The sequence below is a fragment of the Photorhabdus sp. CRCIA-P01 genome, assembly GCF_003545805.1.
GTDB classification, from domain to species: domain Bacteria; phylum Pseudomonadota; class Gammaproteobacteria; order Enterobacterales; family Enterobacteriaceae; genus Photorhabdus; species Photorhabdus antumapuensis.
Genome location: NZ_NMQR01000013.1, coordinates 37,999 through 53,369, shown reverse-complemented (window position 1 = coordinate 53,369; position 15,371 = coordinate 37,999). Strand labels below are relative to the sequence as shown.

Genomic DNA, 15,371 nt, shown 5'->3' with positions numbered 1-15,371 from the left:
CAATTCTAGGCTGTGTCCCGCAATAGATTGAGATAGGATAATCATCTGGCTCTGACTTTCGGACAAAACATGTTATGGCTCGTTACGACCTTCCTGATGAAGCATGGGAGTTACTGCTCCCCTTATTGCCCCCTGAACATTCTCAACGGGCAGGACATCCTTATGTTGAACATCGCCGGGTTATCAACGGTATGTTTTGGGTGCTATGTTCCGGTGCCCCCTGGCGGGATTTACCCGAACGTTATGGTTCCTGGAGGACCGTCTATAACCGCTTTAATCGGTGGTCAAAATCAGGAATAATTAATCTCATTTTCAATAAGTTATTGTCAATACTGGATGAGCAAGATTTAGTTGATTGGTCCGCCATATCACTGGATGGCAGTAACATTCGTGCGGCACATTGTGCGGCGGGCGCCCAAAAAAACATCCCGATATCACCGGAGACCATGGCCTGGGTCGCTCTCAGGGTGGTTATGGTTCCAAAATCCATCTGGCGGTCGATGGAAAAGGACACCCATTGAATGTGGTACTCAGTGCCGGTCAATGTCACGAAAGTCAATATGCAATACGCCTGTTGGATGGTCTGGGTATTCAGCGTAAAAACGGTTTTATGAAACGGCGTTCAAAAGCGGTGATTGCTGATAAAGGTTACGCCAGCCACTCATTACGCAACCGGTTAAAACGTCAGGGAATAAAAGTGATAATTCCCTATAAATCAAACGAAAAAGCCCGAACAGATGGACGGGTTAAATTCGACCATGAAACCTATCGAAGAAGAAATGTTGTAGAAAGAGGTTTTGGTCGACTCAAAGAGTATCGTCGCATTGGCACACGTTATGAAAAAACCGCAAGAAACTATATAGCTATGGTGAAATTAGGTTGTATCCGTTTATTTCTTAAGACGATTATTTAATTGAAGGACACAGCCTAGAAGCCAAATGAGGAGAGCAGTATCCAGTGGTTACCCAATCTTGACGCAAAAAGTGGGTGAATCTGTCAGCGTATTTTCGTTATCCAGCTGGTATCAGAAAGGTGATTTATACCACCAATCATAGAATCAATGCGCCGCCAGTTCAGGAAGCTGACGAAAACCAAAGGAGCTTTCCCGAACGAAAAAAATTTGTTGAAGCTGCTTTATCTGGGGCTAATGAATGCACAGGCAAAATGGACAATGCCCATTCAGAGTTGGAATTTGACATTGTCCTAGTTAGCCATTTATTTTAACGGGCGACTGAAAACGTGATGACGCTGTAATATTTTTAACGTGACACAGAATTCTGAACGTTCTCGACAAATCACTAAAAAAATATATATCATTGCCACCCAATGAGCAATTAAATACATATATACAGGATTAATAATGCTCTTATCCATTCAATATCTTCGAGGTGCGGCTGCCATACTGGTGCTACTTGTTCACATGTCACCTATACTTGATGGAGTTTATACACAACAAAATATTGGCCATCTTCTTTTTGGTCAATTCTTTTTCGGCGTGGATCTTTTCTTTGTGATCAGCGGGTTCGTCATCTGCCTTTCAACAGAAAAAAATGAACATCATGGATGGTTAAAATACATTATCCGCAGATCCTTTAGACTTTACCCATTAATACTTATCTGCGTTGCTATCTGTTCGATGCTTGCTATTAAAATGAATATAACTGATTACGGTGAACCAAATCTTCATAACGTCATTAAATCGATATTACCACTTCACATCAACTACCTCTCACCCCCACCGTTCTTTGGTTACAATATATTAGCACCAGTATGGACTCTCAGTTATGAAGTGATGTTCTATATACTCTTTCTAGTTGCAATTATTATATCTCGCAAATATCGAGTGGTAGCTGGAATAACTCTGATATTCACGACTATGCTCGTGTTACAGTTAGTATTTTCAGGTTCGGTGTCTATAAATGCATACAGAACAATGAACTATCCAGAAGGGATTGAGAGACCGTTCATCGCTCTGTTATCGTCGCCAATGATGATTGACTTCATCTATGGTATGTTCGCTTACTTAATTCATAAACATGTAACGCTGCCTGTTTCAGAACTTATCAAGGTCTTGTTGTTATTTATATTCCTAGCATCAGTATGCGTACTTTGTTCCGGAGGGCTAATTCCATCAGGTAGTACTGCGCCACCATTTAAACTTCTACACGGACCCAATAATTGGGGAATAATTTCCTTCCTTATGGTATCAACCTTTGTACTGTACGAAAAAACCTTTGGTATCGATAAGTGCGAATTCATGAATATGCTTGGAAATATTTCGTACTCAGTTTACCTAACTCAGTTTATTTTGTTTCGGTTGCTTTCCGAGTTACATTTTTTCCGGAAAATTAGCGGATTCTCGAAATTTTTCTTTACTGGATTGATAATCATTTTTATATCGTACCTAACCCACTTATTAATAGAGAAACCATTTATAGCAATATCACGAAGGTTGATTAGTAAGATGAAGTAGAACTATTTTCACTTAATACTATAAGTTATAAAGGATTACTTATACTTATAAAAAACTCATTAGTATTAAAAGAATCTGTTGAATATTTAATACTAAATCCTGGAGTAAAGAAAAACATGAGAGTAGAAAAGAAAAAATTTACAAATGAAGATTTTTAACATAGAAAGTGTTATAAATAGGTACCTAGAAAACTTACATTAAATAGTGCACTCCTAATCTTTTACCCTACTTATGTCAATCCTAATCACCGGCGGAGCCGGCTATATCGGCTCACATACAGTATTAGCTCTTCTGGAAAGAGGAGCTGATGTTGTTGTTATTGATAATCTCTGCAATTCATCACCTGAATCTCTTCGTAGAGTTGAAAAACTTACTGGCAAATCAGTGAAGTTTTATCAAGGTGATGTACTTGATCTAAATTTACTGAATAAAATCTTCCAAGAAAACAAAATAGGCACAGTTATTCATTTCGCAGGTTTAAAAGCAGTTGGTGAATCTACCAGAAAGCCACTTGAGTATTATCAAAACAATGTCACTGGTACCCTAGTTCTGTTGCAGGCCATGCGTGCCAATGGCGTACATCAACTGATTTTCAGTTCATCTGCAACGGTTTATGGTGATCCTGAATTTGTACCTCTAACTGAAAATGCGAAAGTAGGCGGCACCACCAACCCTTATGGCACTTCTAAACTGATGGTTGAGCAAATTCTAAAAGATTTTGCCGCTGCCGAATCAAGTTTCAAAATCACCAGCCTGAGATATTTCAACCCTGTTGGTGCACACCCATCAGGTATGATTGGCGAAGACCCTAACGGTATTCCCAATAACCTATTACCTTATATCACTCAGGTTGCTATTGGTCGTCTGGAATGTTTATCAATTTATGGCAACGATTATCCAACCAAAGACGGTACCGGTGTTCGTGATTATATTCACGTAATGGATTTGGCTGAAGGCCATATTGCCGCTATTGACTATCTGGATAAACAACAATCTTATGAAGTTTTCAATTTAGGAACAGGTGCTGGCTATTCTGTACTTGAACTACTTTATGCTTTTGAAAAGGCATCAGGTAAAGATATTCCATATAAAATTACAGATAGGCGTCCTGGGGATATTGCTGAATGTTGGTCTGATCCGTCCAGAGCTCACAATATCCTTGGCTGGCAAGCAACACGTAATATTGACGATATGATGCGCGATAGCTGGAACTGGCAAAAGAATAACCCCAATGGTTTTCGCTCTAATTAAGGTATATGTCTACATTGTTTGATTCCTTAAAAGAAGTAAAATTCAGAATAAATCTGAACGACTACCTATTCAATATAGTTTCAATTCAGTATTTGTGCGCTGATAAATAAGCAAAATATCTGGCGCTCCGTGGCATTCAAGGTAGCCAATATATTGGCCTGCTAATGAATGTTCACGGTAACGCTCTGGTAAACAATCTTTAGCATTATTTACCATCCAAGATCACGCTTTAGTTCATCTATCGTATCAACTCGGTGAACACCTACGCCATTTTCCAGATCTCGAATAGCCTGTAATGTATCCTGATTAAGTTGCAGCAACTCAGCAGGTAATTCTGGCTCAACAGCCAGACGATTAACCACCATACGAATTATAGTGGAAAGACTCAGCCCTAAAGCTTTCGCATTAGCCATCGCCGCCGCTTTGGATTTAGGATTAACACGGGCACGTACAACAGTATCAGCCATAAGAAACCTCCCTCAATGTTTGTCTATATAATAGCCATATTGTAGCCACAAACAAATGAATATATCCGAGTGATAAGCAATCTCTGAAGGATTTTCCAACAGATAAACCAGAGATGAAATCCCCCTGCACCCCCTCCTGATTTCTGCTAATCTGTGCCCCTTGTTTCTGGGGGGCATATGCTAAACATCGTCTTATTTGAACCTGAAATCCCACCTAATACCGGTAATATTATTCGCCTTTGTGCCAATACTGGCTTCCAATTGCATCTGATTCAGCCTCTGGGTTTTACCTGGGATGATAAAAGGCTACGTCGAGCCGGACTGGATTATCATGAGTTTGCCAATGTTAAACAACATCATGATTATTTTGCTTTTTTAAAGAATGAAAAGTTAATAGAAGAATCTTCTGCTCGTTTGTTTGCTCTCACAACAAAAGGCACACCGGCACATAGTGCGGTAAGTTATCAAGCAGGAGATTATTTAATGTTCGGGCCGGAAACCAGAGGGCTACCACCTTACGTATTGGATAATATGCCGCCACAACAAAAAATCCGTATCCCAATGCTGGCAAATAGCCGCAGTATGAATCTCTCCAATTCAGTTGCTGTTGTCGTTTTTGAAGCCTGGCGACAATTAGATTATCAAGGCGCTATCATAAAAAATTAGTGTGTCATTAAATAAGCGTGACGAATATCGCTGCACTTTTTTACAATAACTCGACGCGTTATTTATCGTATCGCGGCAATTTTTTCTTCTTTAATGTGGGTCTGGTGCAGAGTAGTCTTCTACACTGCACCAAAACCAGGCAACCATTTTCATCATGTTCTCGGATGAAGTGTGGTACGTAAAACAATTAACCACGATGGTTATCAACTCAGGAATGTAGCAATCTGTCATCACAGGAGCATATTGAATGAGATGCATAAGCATTGGCATATTGCTATTTAAACCCAGCAGGTAAACTTTCCAGCCGCCAATACCATATCCGACAAAAGAATGGGTAGAGGACAATAGGAAGACATTAGATGTAGTTTTTATCCTGGGGTTTTCTTAACAAGTTTTTGAGTTAAATCATCGTTTATTACAGAGCGTAGGTGCTATGATTAGTATAGAATAACCATATTGGGGGATTTTATCTCTTCATAAATTTATTTAGATCACTAAAACCGGGCTAATTCCCTCAAATGATCTACTATTTAGATCATAATAATTTAATATAGTTAATATTAAGACAACTCATTTTCATTGATAGATATTGGTTACTCTATGAAAGCAAAAAACTCAAAAGAATTTCTCCAAGATGTCATAGAATGGGACATATATAATTGGAGACATGCCTTAAAATATTGGCAAGATAATTCTGGCTTAGAATTAAAATCAGCTAATATTCTAGAAATAGGAAGTGAACATGGTGGGTTATCATTGTGGGCTGCATTGAATGGGGGAAATGTTTTATGTACCGACCTAAATGGCCCTACAACAAAGGCATTGGAGAAACATAAGCGTTATAATATAGAAGATAACATTCAATATGAAAAATTGAGTGCATTGGATATTAAATATAAGAACCATTTTGATATCGTTATGTTTAAATCAGTATTAGGCGGCATCGGCTATAACTCAAACAAAACAGCACAAAAAGAGGCTATTAATCAAATATTTCATTCACTAAAAAAAGATGGTGAGTTTTGGTTTGCAGAAAATTTAGTTGCATCACCATTGCATAAATTTCTCAGGAAAAATTATATTAAGTGGGGAAATGCTTGGGGTTATGTCACCGTCAATGAAATGACAGATTATCTATCAGCATTTTCAAATGTTAATTATACAACTTTAGGATTCCTTGCTACTCTTGGTAGGAATGAATTTCAAAGAAAATTTTTAGGGGTGTTAGATAATAAAATTCTAAATAAAGTCGTTCCTAAACATTGGCACTATATTATAATAGGTGTAGCAAAAAAATAATTTATAGAAGATTAAATAAATTAAGTATGCCAGATCATATTTTCACATTTAATATGTGAAAATATGACGAAGATTATTAATACCTATACCTAATAGATTTCGAGTTGCAGCGCGGCGGCAAGTGAATGAATCCCCAGGAGCATAGATCACTATGTGACTGGGGTGAGTGAAAGCAGCCAACAAAGCAGCAGCTTGAAAGATGAAGGGTATATATTTCGAGAAATCAAATCCCATCACCATACTCAAAGCCGTGGTTGATACCATTAAAGTGCTGGTTCATATCCAGTGATGGCTTTTCGCTTTCTGGTTTACCGACAATACGGGCTGGCACTCCAGCAGCTGTTGTGTGTGGCGGAACAGAGCGAAGTACAACTGAACCCGCACCAATTTTTGCCCCACGACCAATTTCGATATTACCCAGTATTTTCGAACCTGCGCCAATCATCACCCCTTCCCTGACTTTTGGATGACGATCACCCCCTGTTTTACCAGTACCGCCAAGGGTGACGGATTGTAGGATAGATACGTCATTCTCCACTACCGCCGTTTCACCAATTACAATGCCTGTAGCATGGTCAAGCATAATGCCACAGCCAATCTTTGCCGCCGGATGAATATCAACGCCAAAAGACATCGAGATTTGGTTTTGCAGATAAATAGCCAGTGCTTTACGTCCTTCTCCCCATATCCAATGGGCAATACGATAGGCTTGTAGAGCATGAAACCCTTTGAGGTACAGCAGAGGAGTTGAATACTTATCTACGGCAGGATCACGTAGACGTACCGCTATGATGTCGCGGGCAGCAGAAACAATCATTTTTTGATCTGAGCCATAAGCCTCTTCTACGATCTCTCTAACAGCAATAGCCGGCATAATCGGCGTAGCCAGCTTATTAGCCAACATATAACTTAAGGCACTACCAAGATTTTCATGTTTGAGTAACGTTGCATGAAAAAAACTGGCTAACATCGGTTCACATTCAGCCAGCGCTCTCGCTTCTGTTTTTATGTTCTTCCAAACTTCGTCCAATTCCTCTAGCGACATATTTTTTACTCTCACATTTAGAACCTATCTCATTAGATTTTTATTCAAGAGCGCACGTCATCGCTCTCATCCTTTCTGGCTCTTCCTAATAATGCCTGAGCAGCTTCTTTCACATTTTTATTGCAATAGAGTATCTGATAGATTTGTTCTGCAATCGGCATTTCTACATTGGCACGATTAGCCAACGCACGTACTTCTTTGGTATTGCGGTAACCTTCAACAACCTGTCCAATCTGATATTGGGCTTCTTCGACACTAATTCCCTGCCCCAACATCATGCCAAAACGACGGTTACGTGATTGATTATCAGTACAAGTTAAGACCAAATCGCCCAATCCCGCCATGCCCATAAAGGTTGAAGGATCAGCACCAAGCGCTGTACCAAGGCGACTCATTTCCGCCAATCCACGGGTAATCAAGGCAGTACGAGCATTAGCACCAAAACCCATACCATCAGATATTCCCGCACCAATGGCAATCACGTTTTTTACGGCACCACCGAGCTGAACACCAATAAAATCAGGATTTTTATAAACCCGGAAGCTTTTGCCACAGTGGAATAATTGCTGAAGTTCATCGCCAAAAGCAGATTCCGTCGCGGAAATAGCAATCGCAGTAGGCAAACCAGCCGCTAACTCTTTAGCAAATGTTGGCCCAGAGAGCACCGCTAGCGGTATTTCATTGCCTAATATCTCACGGGCCACATCCTGTAGTAACCGACCGGTATCAGCTTCCAAACCTTTAGTTGCCCAGACGATACGTGAATCAGGCCGTAGATGTGGTTTTACCTGCTTCAGCACTTCACCAAACACATGGCTAGGTACCACAACAAGAATATCGCGGCTCGCTGTTAGTGCTTTTATTAGGTCTGTTTCAAGCAATAAACTATCAGGAAAGGAAACATCCGGCAGAAATTTCTGATTACAACGCGACTGTTGCAATGCCCCAACATGCTCTGGATTATGCCCCCAAAGTACAACATTATGACCATTACGAGCCAGCGTAATGGCTAATGAGGTGCCGTATGAACCGGCACCGATCACTGTCATAGAAACAGTACTATTCATTAAGCTTCCTGTTCAGTTTGTTCACCGCCCTGAGACTGTTCTGCCTGCTGTTGCAGGTAGTTCATGAACAGAGCGTCAAAGTTTACTGGAGCCAGATTCAGTTGTGGGAAGGTACCACGGCTAACCAAGTTAGTGATGCATTCACGAGCATATGGGAACAGGATATTCGGACAATATGCCCCCAAGCAGTGAGCGAGTTGAGTTCCTTCGATACCGTCAATAGAGAAAATACCCCCTTGCTGTACTTCACACAGGAATGCCGTCTCTTCTCCCAAAGCTGCGGTTACAGTCACACGCAGAACAACTTCATAAACCCCTTGAGCCAACTCACTGGAAGCTGTATCCAGATCCAGTTTTACTTCCGGCTGCCATTCCTGCTGAAACACTTGCGGTGCGTTTGGTGCTTCAAAAGAGATATCTTTGGTGTAAATACGTTGGATCTGGAAAGCCATTTCTGTATTGCTTTGTTCTGACATAATAATTGTTACCTTTAGATGTCCTTATTAAATTTTTTATGTGAATGTCACCATTCACGCCCAAAATGATTACTTTTTACCACACGCTAATGGCAAGTTTTCGCCTGTCCAACCCACCAAACCTTCTTTCAAGGAACATACGCGTTCAAAACCAGCATGAATAAGATTCTCTGCCGGCGTACGAGATTCAGTGCCATTCGCAGAAACAACAATTACAGGCTGCTTTTTATGTTTTTCCAACTCAGCAAAATTGTTGTCTTTAATTTCAGAGGGAGTCAGGTTTACTGAACCAATAATATGCCCTTTGCGGAAATCTTCACGGGAACGTAAGTCCACGACAATGGCTTCTTCTTTATTGATCAGATTAATAGCTTGCGCACGAGTTATCTCTTTGGTTCTAGAGAATAAACCTCTCGTTGTAGTCACAATAACGGCAACCAGCAGTGCAATCCAAATGAGGCTTAAGGTCATATGCTGGTTAATAAATTGCATGATTTCTTGCAGCATGGGGGCAAAAACTCCCGTTGGTTAATAACAAATATCTAAGGTTCCAGAGTATACCTTTGTGTTGCGTCAATTACAGCCAAATAGCACAAGCTCGGTGCAAATTTTGCGGAGAGTTTCGAGAAAAAATAAAAATACCCTAAAAATGGAACACGTTAAGTGCATTATCAGCATCTGTTCTGTCACACTGGATGCATGCAGGAATTTCAACGATAAATAGGCTAATATGTTTATTATTATCCGATTTCGATGTTAAGACAGCATCATCTGAAAGTGTAAAAAATCAGCGTAGCATCTGGTAACGCTTTGTTCATCATGAAATAATCTAGTGCATACAGTAGCAAGGTATATTTACAGAAATGGCTGACAACAAGGAAATGCATAGCCGTAATTATCGGCGCAATCAGAACTCACGGCGGAATAATATCTGTGCCTTATTGTTCTATGCTTTCCTGTTGGCTATTTTCAGCTTTAATACCTTTGCGAATCAAATTATCGCCAATAAAAATCAGCTGAAAGATCTCCAACAAAACATCGCGGAGAAAGAGAAAAGCGTGCAACAACAGCAGCAAAAACGGAGTTCTTTGCTAAATCAACTGAAAGATCAGGAAAATACCATTTCCAAAATTGGTCAATCTCTACACAACACCCAAACTCAACTCAGTAAGCTGAATAAAGAGATTACCGCTCTAGTCTCCAACATCAAAAAACTGGAAAAACAACAAAAAGCGCAACGAGATATGTTGGCACGCCAATTGGATGCTGCATTCCGTCAAGGGCAACATCAAGGGCTTGAACTCATGTTCAGAGGAGAGGAGGGTAAGAGGGATGAGCGCATACTCGCTTACTATAGCTACCTTAATCAAGCCCGTCAGGACACCATTGTTAAACTTGAGCAAACAACAGTGGATTTAACTGAACAGAAAAAACTCGAACAACAGAAACAGAAAGAGCAAAAACAAGTTCTGACTGAGCAACAACAACAGAAGCAGCAGATGGAAGTGGCCCGTAGCGCCCGACAAAAAACCCTAACTGAACTGGAATCCTCCTTAAAGAAAGACCAGAAAAATCTCGCTGAACTAAAACAAAATGAAACCCGTCTGCAAGATAAAATTGCCAAGGCAGAACGAGAAGCGAAAGCACGTGCTGAACGAGAAGCCAAAGAAGCGGCCCGTGTCCGTGCTCAGATTGCAGCGAAACAGAAACAAGCACAGCAAAAAGGCTCCAGCTATAAGCCAACTGAAGATGAACGCGCATTGATGGCACGTACCGGGGGCCTTGGCCGTCCGGCTGGTCAGGCAATCTGGCCTGTCCACGGTAAGGTGATACATCAGTTTGGTGAAGCGCTGCAAGGCGAATTACGCTGGAAAGGCATGGTGATTTCAGCCACGGAAGGCACTGAAGTCAAAGCGATATCCGATGGCCGGGTGCTGTTGGCTGACTGGTTGCAAGGCTATGGGCTGGTTGTCGTTATAGAGCACGGTAAAGGTGATATGAGTCTCTATGGCTATAATCAGAGTGCCCTGGTCAGGGTCGGCCAGCAAGTTCGTGCCGGACAACCTATTGCATTGGTCGGAAACAGTGGCGGTCAGCAGCAACCCGCACTCTATTTTGAAATCCGCCGTCAGGGAAGAGCGGTAAACCCACAACCGTGGCTTGGGAGATAATCAGGTGAGACAACGCAAGTTCGCAAAACGCATTGGTACTACCGCCCTATTACTTTTGAGCCTACAAGCCAGTGCTGCCCGTTTGGCTATCGTTATCGACGATTTTGGCTATCGTCCTCATAATGAAAACAAAATATTGCAGATGCCTGTTGCAATCTCTATCGCCATTCTGCCGGATTCACCACATGGCAGGGAAATGGCTGAAAAAGCATACAAACAAGGGCGGGAGATCTTAATCCACCTGCCAATGGCACCTTTAAGCAAACAACTGCTAGAACCGGATACTCTCCAACCAACCATGAGCAGTGAAGAAATTGACCGCATCATCCAGCGCGCAATACAAAAAGTCCCTTATGCTGTAGGAATCAATAACCATATGGGCAGCGCGATGACTTCGAGCTTACCGGGAATGCAGAAAGTGATGCGCTCACTGTCTGGTTATAACCTCTATTTTCTCGACAGCGTGACGATTGGCAATACTCAGGCAACAAAGGCAGCACAAGGCACGCCTGTACGCGTTATCCGTCGTCATGTTTTCCTGGATGATGTGCAATCAGAAGCAGAAACTCGCCATCAGTTAAACCGTGCAATTTCCATTGCCCGTAAGAATGGTTCCGCTATTGCTATCGGCCATCCTCATCCAACAACCATTCGCGCCCTACAACAGATGCTGCCAACGCTTCCCACTGATATTGAGTTAGTCAGCCCAAGTAGGTTGTTAAGTGGCAAACCTGTTGGTGATAATCACCATAAATGGGGCAAGCTGTGTGAAATAAAAGAATCACCCGTCACAGTTACCAGCCAAGATTATCTGGCCGTTATTGGCGATACTCTGGTTGATAATCCTATTGTGAATACGGTGAGTCGATACATTCAGAAACTGGCCGGAAATAAATCTCAGGATAAAACAGAATAGAAATTCATCTTAAGAAATGGCTAATTATTTTATTATTTCTATTGATCGATGATAGCTTGCAATATTGCTAATGCCTCAAATAGGCGCTCAAGAGCTAAAAGCGCCTATCAATTTTAGTGATAACTGACTCGGTCGGTTAATCCCAGTTCAGAATAACTTTACCAGACTGCCCTGAACGCATGATGTCAAAACCTTGCTGGAAATCATCAATAGAGAACTGGTGAGTGATAATGGGGGTCAGATCCAAACCAGACTGAATCAATGTAGCCATTTTGTACCAGGTTTCAAACATTTCACGGCCATAAATACCTTTGATAAACAAGCCTTTGAAAATCACCTGACTCCAATCAATTGCCATATCCGATGGTGGAATGCCCAACAACGCCACACGCCCGCCGTGATTCATGGTATTCAATAAGGTACGGAATGCCGCCGGTGCACCGGACATTTCCAAACCAACATCAAAACCTTCCGTCATACCCAGTTCCGCCATGACATCAGTCAGATTCTCCTGGCTAACGTTCACCGCACGGGTGACACCCATTTTACGTGCCAGTTCAAGGCGATATTCGTTAACGTCTGTGATAACAACATGACGCGCACCCACATGTTTACAGACTGCCGCTGCCATAATACCAATTGGGCCTGCGCCAGAAACCAGCACATCTTCACCAACCAGATCAAACGAAAGCGCGGTATGAACAGCATTGCCAAATGGGTCAAAAATAGAAGCCAGTTCATCAGAGATGTTATCTGGGATTTTGAACGCATTAAATGCAGGAATAACCAGATATTGAGCAAAACAACCGGGGCGATTTACCCCCACGCCAATGGTATTACGGCATAAATGAGTACGGCCACCACGACAGTTACGGCAGTGACCACAAGTAATATGTCCCTCGCCAGACACCCGGTCACCAATTTTAAAACCTTTTACTTCCTGACCAATCGCAACAACTTCGCCAACATACTCATGACCAACAACCATCGGTACAGGAATGGTTTTTTGCGACCAGTCATCCCAGTTATAGATGTGCACATCCGTACCACAAATCGCCGTTTTACGGATTTTGATCATCACATCATTGTGCCCCAACTCTGGTTTAGGCACATCGACCATCCAGATGCCTTCTTCTGCTTTTAACTTTGACAATGCTTTCATAGAGATGCCTTATGCAATTATATTTAATTGCTTACCAATTCGCGTGAACGCCGCAACCGCGCGTTCAATTTGCTCTTCCGTATGCGCTGCTGACATTTGTGTGCGGATACGGGCCTGATTTTTAGGGACTACCGGATAGAAGAAACCAGTAACATAAATGCCTTCTTTCAGTAATTCCGCGGCAAACTCCTGTGCCAATTTCGCATCACCTAACATGACCGGAATAATCGCATGGTCAGCACCCGCCAAAGTGAAACCTGCGGCTGTCATTTTTTCACGGAACAGGTTAGCGTTATTCCACAGACGATCACGCAATGCATCTCCCTCTTTCAGCATATCCAGCACCTTGATGGATGCCGCTACAATCGCCGGGGCCAGTGAGTTGGAGAACAGATATGGGCGTGAGCGCTGGCGCAGCCATTCAACAACTTCTTTACGTGCCGCAGTATAACCACCGGAAGCACCACCCAACGCTTTACCTAGTGTGCCGGTAATGATGTCAATACGATCCATTACGTCACAATATTCGTGAGTACCACGACCATGAGCACCAACAAAACCAACAGCGTGGGAGTCATCCACCATGACCATTGCATCAAATTCATCAGCCAGATCACAGATAGACTTCAAATCAGCAATCACACCATCCATCGAGAACACACCATCGGTTGCAATCACAATATGGCGTGCATTATCTGCTTTGGCTTTCTCTAATTGTACTCTCAGCTCTTGCATATCATTATTAGCATAACGATAACGCTTCGCTTTGCATAAACGGACACCATCAATAATAGAAGCGTGGTTCAGTGCATCAGAGATAATGGCATCTTCCGGCCCAAACAGTGTTTCAAATAGACCACCATTAGCATCAAAACAAGAAGAATAAAGAATGGCATCTTCCATACCCAAAAATTCCGCCAGTTTTTTTTCCAGCTCTTTATGAGTATCCTGAGTCCCGCAAATAAAACGAACAGATGCCATACCAAAACCGTGGCTATCCATTCCCGCTTTAGCAGCGGCAATAAGCTCAGGGTGATTAGCCAAACCTAAATAGTTATTTGCACAGAAGTTAATAACATGGCTGCCATCGGCTACAGCAATGTCAGCATTTTGTGCAGAAGTGATGATACGTTCATTTTTGAATAACCCCTCAGAGTGGGCTTGTTCTAATTGTTCATTAATTTGCTGATAAAATGATGCTGACATTTATTTTCTCCTGATTTATAAATGAAGGGTTGTGACACATTTTACTCATTGATCAGGCTACTGACGACACTATCAGGCAGATAATATTAACTTTGCTGTATCCGTCACGTCATGCAATCTGAATTACCATAATATTTCAGTATATTCCCCTGCTTAAGCTGCTGTCGTCATGGGTGTTAGATGTTATTATAGAAGCAATTTGCTTCATTAACCCGATTGTAGAGGTAAATCTAATGATCATTGTCACTGGCGGTGCTGGATTTATTGGCAGCAATATTATCAAAGCACTAAATGACGAAGGATATAAAGATATTCTGGTCGTAGATAATCTGAAAGATGGTACTAAATTCGCCAATCTGGCTGACCTGGATATTGCTGATTACATGGACAAGGAAGAGTTTATTGCCAGTATTCTAGCCGGCGATGACTTCGGTGACATTGACGCTATTTTCCACGAAGGCGCTTGCTCATCCACAACCGAGTGGGATGGCAAGTATATGATGGATAATAACTATCAATATTCAAAAGAATTACTGCACTATTGCCTTGAACGCGGCACTCCTTTCCTATACGCCTCCTCAGCGGCAACCTACGGCGGCCGCACTGATAATTTTATCGAAGAACGTCAATATGAGAAACCACTTAACGTTTATGGTTACTCTAAATTTCTGTTCGACCAATATGTCAGGGATATCTTGCCTCAAGCTGATTCACAAATTTGTGGTTTCCGTTATTTCAATGTGTATGGCCCACGTGAAGGGCACAAAGGTAGTATGGCGAGCGTTGCCTTTCATTTGAACAATCAAATCAATCAGGGACAAAACCCAAAATTATTCGCTGGCAGTGAAAGCTTCCAACGTGATTTTATTTATGTTGGTGATGCCGCAGCGGTTAATCTTTGGTTCTGGAAAAATGGCGTTTCCGGTATTTATAACTGTGGAACGGGTCGTGCTGAATCTTTCCAGGCAGTTGCCGATGCGGTGGTTGCATTCCATAAAGATAAATCACTCACTATTGAACACATTAATTTCCCTGAACATTTTAAAGGTCGTTATCAACGCTTCACGCAAGCGGATCTGACCAAACTTCGCGCGGCGGGTTATGATAAGCCATTCAAAACCGTTGCCGAAGGGGTAACGGAATATATGCACTGGCTTAATCAGGATAAGTAA

The 15,371-nt window shown here is 41.9% G+C and carries 16 protein-coding genes and 1 pseudogene; 9 read left to right on the top strand and 8 right to left on the bottom strand.

Annotated elements, in window-relative coordinates; genetic code table 11:
* The first annotated feature begins 74 nt into the window (after positions 1 to 74).
* From D3222_RS10245 to galE, 4 genes and pseudogenes are all read left to right on the top strand, one after another.
* Positions 75 to 913, top strand: a protein-coding gene (locus tag D3222_RS10245; protein WP_255417026.1) for an IS5 family transposase whose coding sequence is annotated in 2 segments (ribosomal slippage) — positions 75 to 417 and positions 417 to 913 — 840 coding nt in all. Because the reading frame shifts where the segments join, the coding sequence is not laid out codon by codon here.
* A gap of 29 nt (positions 914 to 942) precedes the next feature.
* A pseudogene (locus D3222_RS10240) lies at positions 943 to 1,207 on the top strand (transposase); the annotation flags it as partial.
* 153 nt (positions 1,208 to 1,360) lie between these two features.
* The gene (locus tag D3222_RS26695) at positions 1,361 to 2,473 is read left to right on the top strand and encodes an acyltransferase family protein (protein ID WP_118986065.1); all 1,113 of its coding nucleotides are present in this window, start codon (positions 1,361 to 1,363) and stop codon (positions 2,471 to 2,473) included.
* A gap of 231 nt (positions 2,474 to 2,704) precedes the next feature.
* Positions 2,705 to 3,724 (top strand): UDP-glucose 4-epimerase GalE, encoded by a 1,020-nt coding sequence (gene galE / locus D3222_RS10230; RefSeq protein ID WP_118986064.1) that lies wholly within the window; start codon positions 2,705 to 2,707, stop codon positions 3,722 to 3,724.
* Between the two features lie 69 nt (positions 3,725 to 3,793).
* Here galE and D3222_RS10225 read toward each other — a convergent pair whose 3' ends face one another.
* Positions 3,794 to 3,940, bottom strand: coding sequence for a type II toxin-antitoxin system YafQ family toxin (locus tag D3222_RS10225; protein ID WP_118986063.1), 147 nt, complete (start codon positions 3,938 to 3,940; stop codon positions 3,794 to 3,796).
* A complete protein-coding gene (locus D3222_RS10220; protein WP_118986062.1) occupies positions 3,934 to 4,191 on the bottom strand; it encodes a type II toxin-antitoxin system RelB/DinJ family antitoxin in 258 nt (85 codons plus the stop codon). Before D3222_RS10220 ends, D3222_RS10225 begins: the two co-directional genes overlap by 7 nt.
* Positions 4,192 to 4,368: 177 nt before the next feature.
* On the opposite strand from D3222_RS10220, the gene trmL reads away from it, so the two are divergent.
* Together trmL and D3222_RS10210 are read left to right on the top strand one after the other, a co-directional pair.
* On the top strand, positions 4,369 to 4,857 hold the full coding sequence (gene trmL, locus D3222_RS10215; protein WP_118986061.1) for a tRNA (uridine(34)/cytosine(34)/5-carboxymethylaminomethyluridine(34)-2'-O)-methyltransferase TrmL: 489 nt from the start codon (positions 4,369 to 4,371) through the stop codon (positions 4,855 to 4,857).
* 600 nt (positions 4,858 to 5,457) lie between these two features.
* Positions 5,458 to 6,156: a class I SAM-dependent methyltransferase gene (locus D3222_RS10210; protein ID WP_118986060.1), complete on the top strand. Its 699-nt coding sequence runs from the start codon at positions 5,458 to 5,460 to the stop codon at positions 6,154 to 6,156.
* A 223-nt stretch (positions 6,157 to 6,379) separates the two neighbouring features.
* Here the strand turns inward: D3222_RS10210 and cysE are convergent, their stop codons facing one another.
* From cysE to D3222_RS10185, 4 genes are all read right to left on the bottom strand, one after another.
* Positions 6,380 to 7,201, bottom strand: a complete 822-nt coding sequence (gene cysE, locus D3222_RS10200) for a serine O-acetyltransferase (RefSeq protein ID WP_118986059.1) — start codon at positions 7,199 to 7,201, stop codon at positions 6,380 to 6,382.
* Positions 7,202 to 7,245: 44 nt separating this feature from the next.
* A complete protein-coding gene (gene gpsA, locus D3222_RS10195) occupies positions 7,246 to 8,268 on the bottom strand; it encodes an NAD(P)H-dependent glycerol-3-phosphate dehydrogenase (RefSeq protein WP_118986058.1) in 1,023 nt (340 codons plus the stop codon).
* Positions 8,268 to 8,744 carry a protein-export chaperone SecB gene (secB, locus tag D3222_RS10190; RefSeq protein WP_118986057.1) on the bottom strand — a complete coding sequence of 159 codons (477 nt, stop codon included), beginning with the start codon at positions 8,742 to 8,744 and terminating at the stop codon, positions 8,268 to 8,270. Before secB ends, gpsA begins: the two co-directional genes overlap by 1 nt.
* 69 nt (positions 8,745 to 8,813) lie before the next feature.
* Entirely contained in the window at positions 8,814 to 9,251 is a 438-nt protein-coding gene (locus tag D3222_RS10185; RefSeq protein ID WP_118986056.1) for a rhodanese-like domain-containing protein, read from the bottom strand.
* A gap of 356 nt (positions 9,252 to 9,607) precedes the next feature.
* Between D3222_RS10185 and envC the strand changes: the two genes are divergently transcribed.
* Complete coding sequence (gene envC / locus D3222_RS10180; RefSeq protein ID WP_118986055.1) at positions 9,608 to 10,915, top strand: murein hydrolase activator EnvC; 1,308 nt, start codon at positions 9,608 to 9,610, stop codon at positions 10,913 to 10,915.
* Between the two features lie 4 nt (positions 10,916 to 10,919).
* The gene (locus D3222_RS10175; RefSeq protein ID WP_232832468.1) at positions 10,920 to 11,831 is read left to right on the top strand and encodes a divergent polysaccharide deacetylase family protein; all 912 of its coding nucleotides are present in this window, start codon (positions 10,920 to 10,922) and stop codon (positions 11,829 to 11,831) included.
* A 136-nt stretch (positions 11,832 to 11,967) separates the two neighbouring features.
* Here the strand turns inward: D3222_RS10175 and tdh are convergent, their stop codons facing one another.
* On the bottom strand, positions 11,968 to 12,993 hold the full coding sequence (tdh, locus tag D3222_RS10170; RefSeq protein WP_118986053.1) for an L-threonine 3-dehydrogenase: 1,026 nt from the start codon (positions 12,991 to 12,993) through the stop codon (positions 11,968 to 11,970).
* Positions 12,994 to 13,002: 9 nt separating this feature from the next.
* Positions 13,003 to 14,199, bottom strand: a complete 1,197-nt coding sequence (kbl, locus tag D3222_RS10165) for a glycine C-acetyltransferase (RefSeq protein ID WP_118986052.1) — start codon at positions 14,197 to 14,199, stop codon at positions 13,003 to 13,005.
* A 233-nt stretch (positions 14,200 to 14,432) separates the two neighbouring features.
* Between kbl and rfaD the strand changes: the two genes are divergently transcribed.
* Positions 14,433 to 15,371, top strand: a complete 939-nt coding sequence (rfaD, locus tag D3222_RS10160) for an ADP-glyceromanno-heptose 6-epimerase (protein ID WP_118986051.1) — start codon at positions 14,433 to 14,435, stop codon at positions 15,369 to 15,371.

Excerpts from the sequence above, each read along its gene's own strand:
- D3222_RS10225 (WP_118986063.1), bottom strand. The coding sequence starts at position 3,940 with ATGGTAAATAATGCTAAAGATTGTTTACCAGAGCGTTACCGTGAACAT.
- galE (WP_118986064.1), top strand. The coding sequence starts at position 2,705 with ATGTCAATCCTAATCACCGGCGGAGCCGGCTATATCGGCTCACATACA.
- gpsA (WP_118986058.1), bottom strand. The coding sequence starts at position 8,268 with ATGAATAGTACTGTTTCTATGACAGTGATCGGTGCCGGTTCATACGGC.
- D3222_RS10185 (WP_118986056.1), bottom strand. The coding sequence starts at position 9,251 with ATGCTGCAAGAAATCATGCAATTTATTAACCAGCATATGACCTTAAGC.
- cysE (WP_118986059.1), bottom strand. The coding sequence starts at position 7,201 with ATGTCGCTAGAGGAATTGGACGAAGTTTGGAAGAACATAAAAACAGAA.
- D3222_RS10210 (WP_118986060.1), top strand. The coding sequence starts at position 5,458 with ATGAAAGCAAAAAACTCAAAAGAATTTCTCCAAGATGTCATAGAATGG.
- secB (WP_118986057.1), bottom strand. The coding sequence starts at position 8,744 with ATGTCAGAACAAAGCAATACAGAAATGGCTTTCCAGATCCAACGTATT.
- envC (WP_118986055.1), top strand. The coding sequence starts at position 9,608 with ATGGCTGACAACAAGGAAATGCATAGCCGTAATTATCGGCGCAATCAG.
- trmL (WP_118986061.1), top strand. The coding sequence starts at position 4,369 with ATGCTAAACATCGTCTTATTTGAACCTGAAATCCCACCTAATACCGGT.
- rfaD (WP_118986051.1), top strand. The coding sequence starts at position 14,433 with ATGATCATTGTCACTGGCGGTGCTGGATTTATTGGCAGCAATATTATC.
- kbl (WP_118986052.1), bottom strand. The coding sequence starts at position 14,199 with ATGTCAGCATCATTTTATCAGCAAATTAATGAACAATTAGAACAAGCC.
- tdh (WP_118986053.1), bottom strand. The coding sequence starts at position 12,993 with ATGAAAGCATTGTCAAAGTTAAAAGCAGAAGAAGGCATCTGGATGGTC.
- D3222_RS10220 (WP_118986062.1), bottom strand. The coding sequence starts at position 4,191 with ATGGCTGATACTGTTGTACGTGCCCGTGTTAATCCTAAATCCAAAGCG.
- D3222_RS26695 (WP_118986065.1), top strand. The coding sequence starts at position 1,361 with ATGCTCTTATCCATTCAATATCTTCGAGGTGCGGCTGCCATACTGGTG.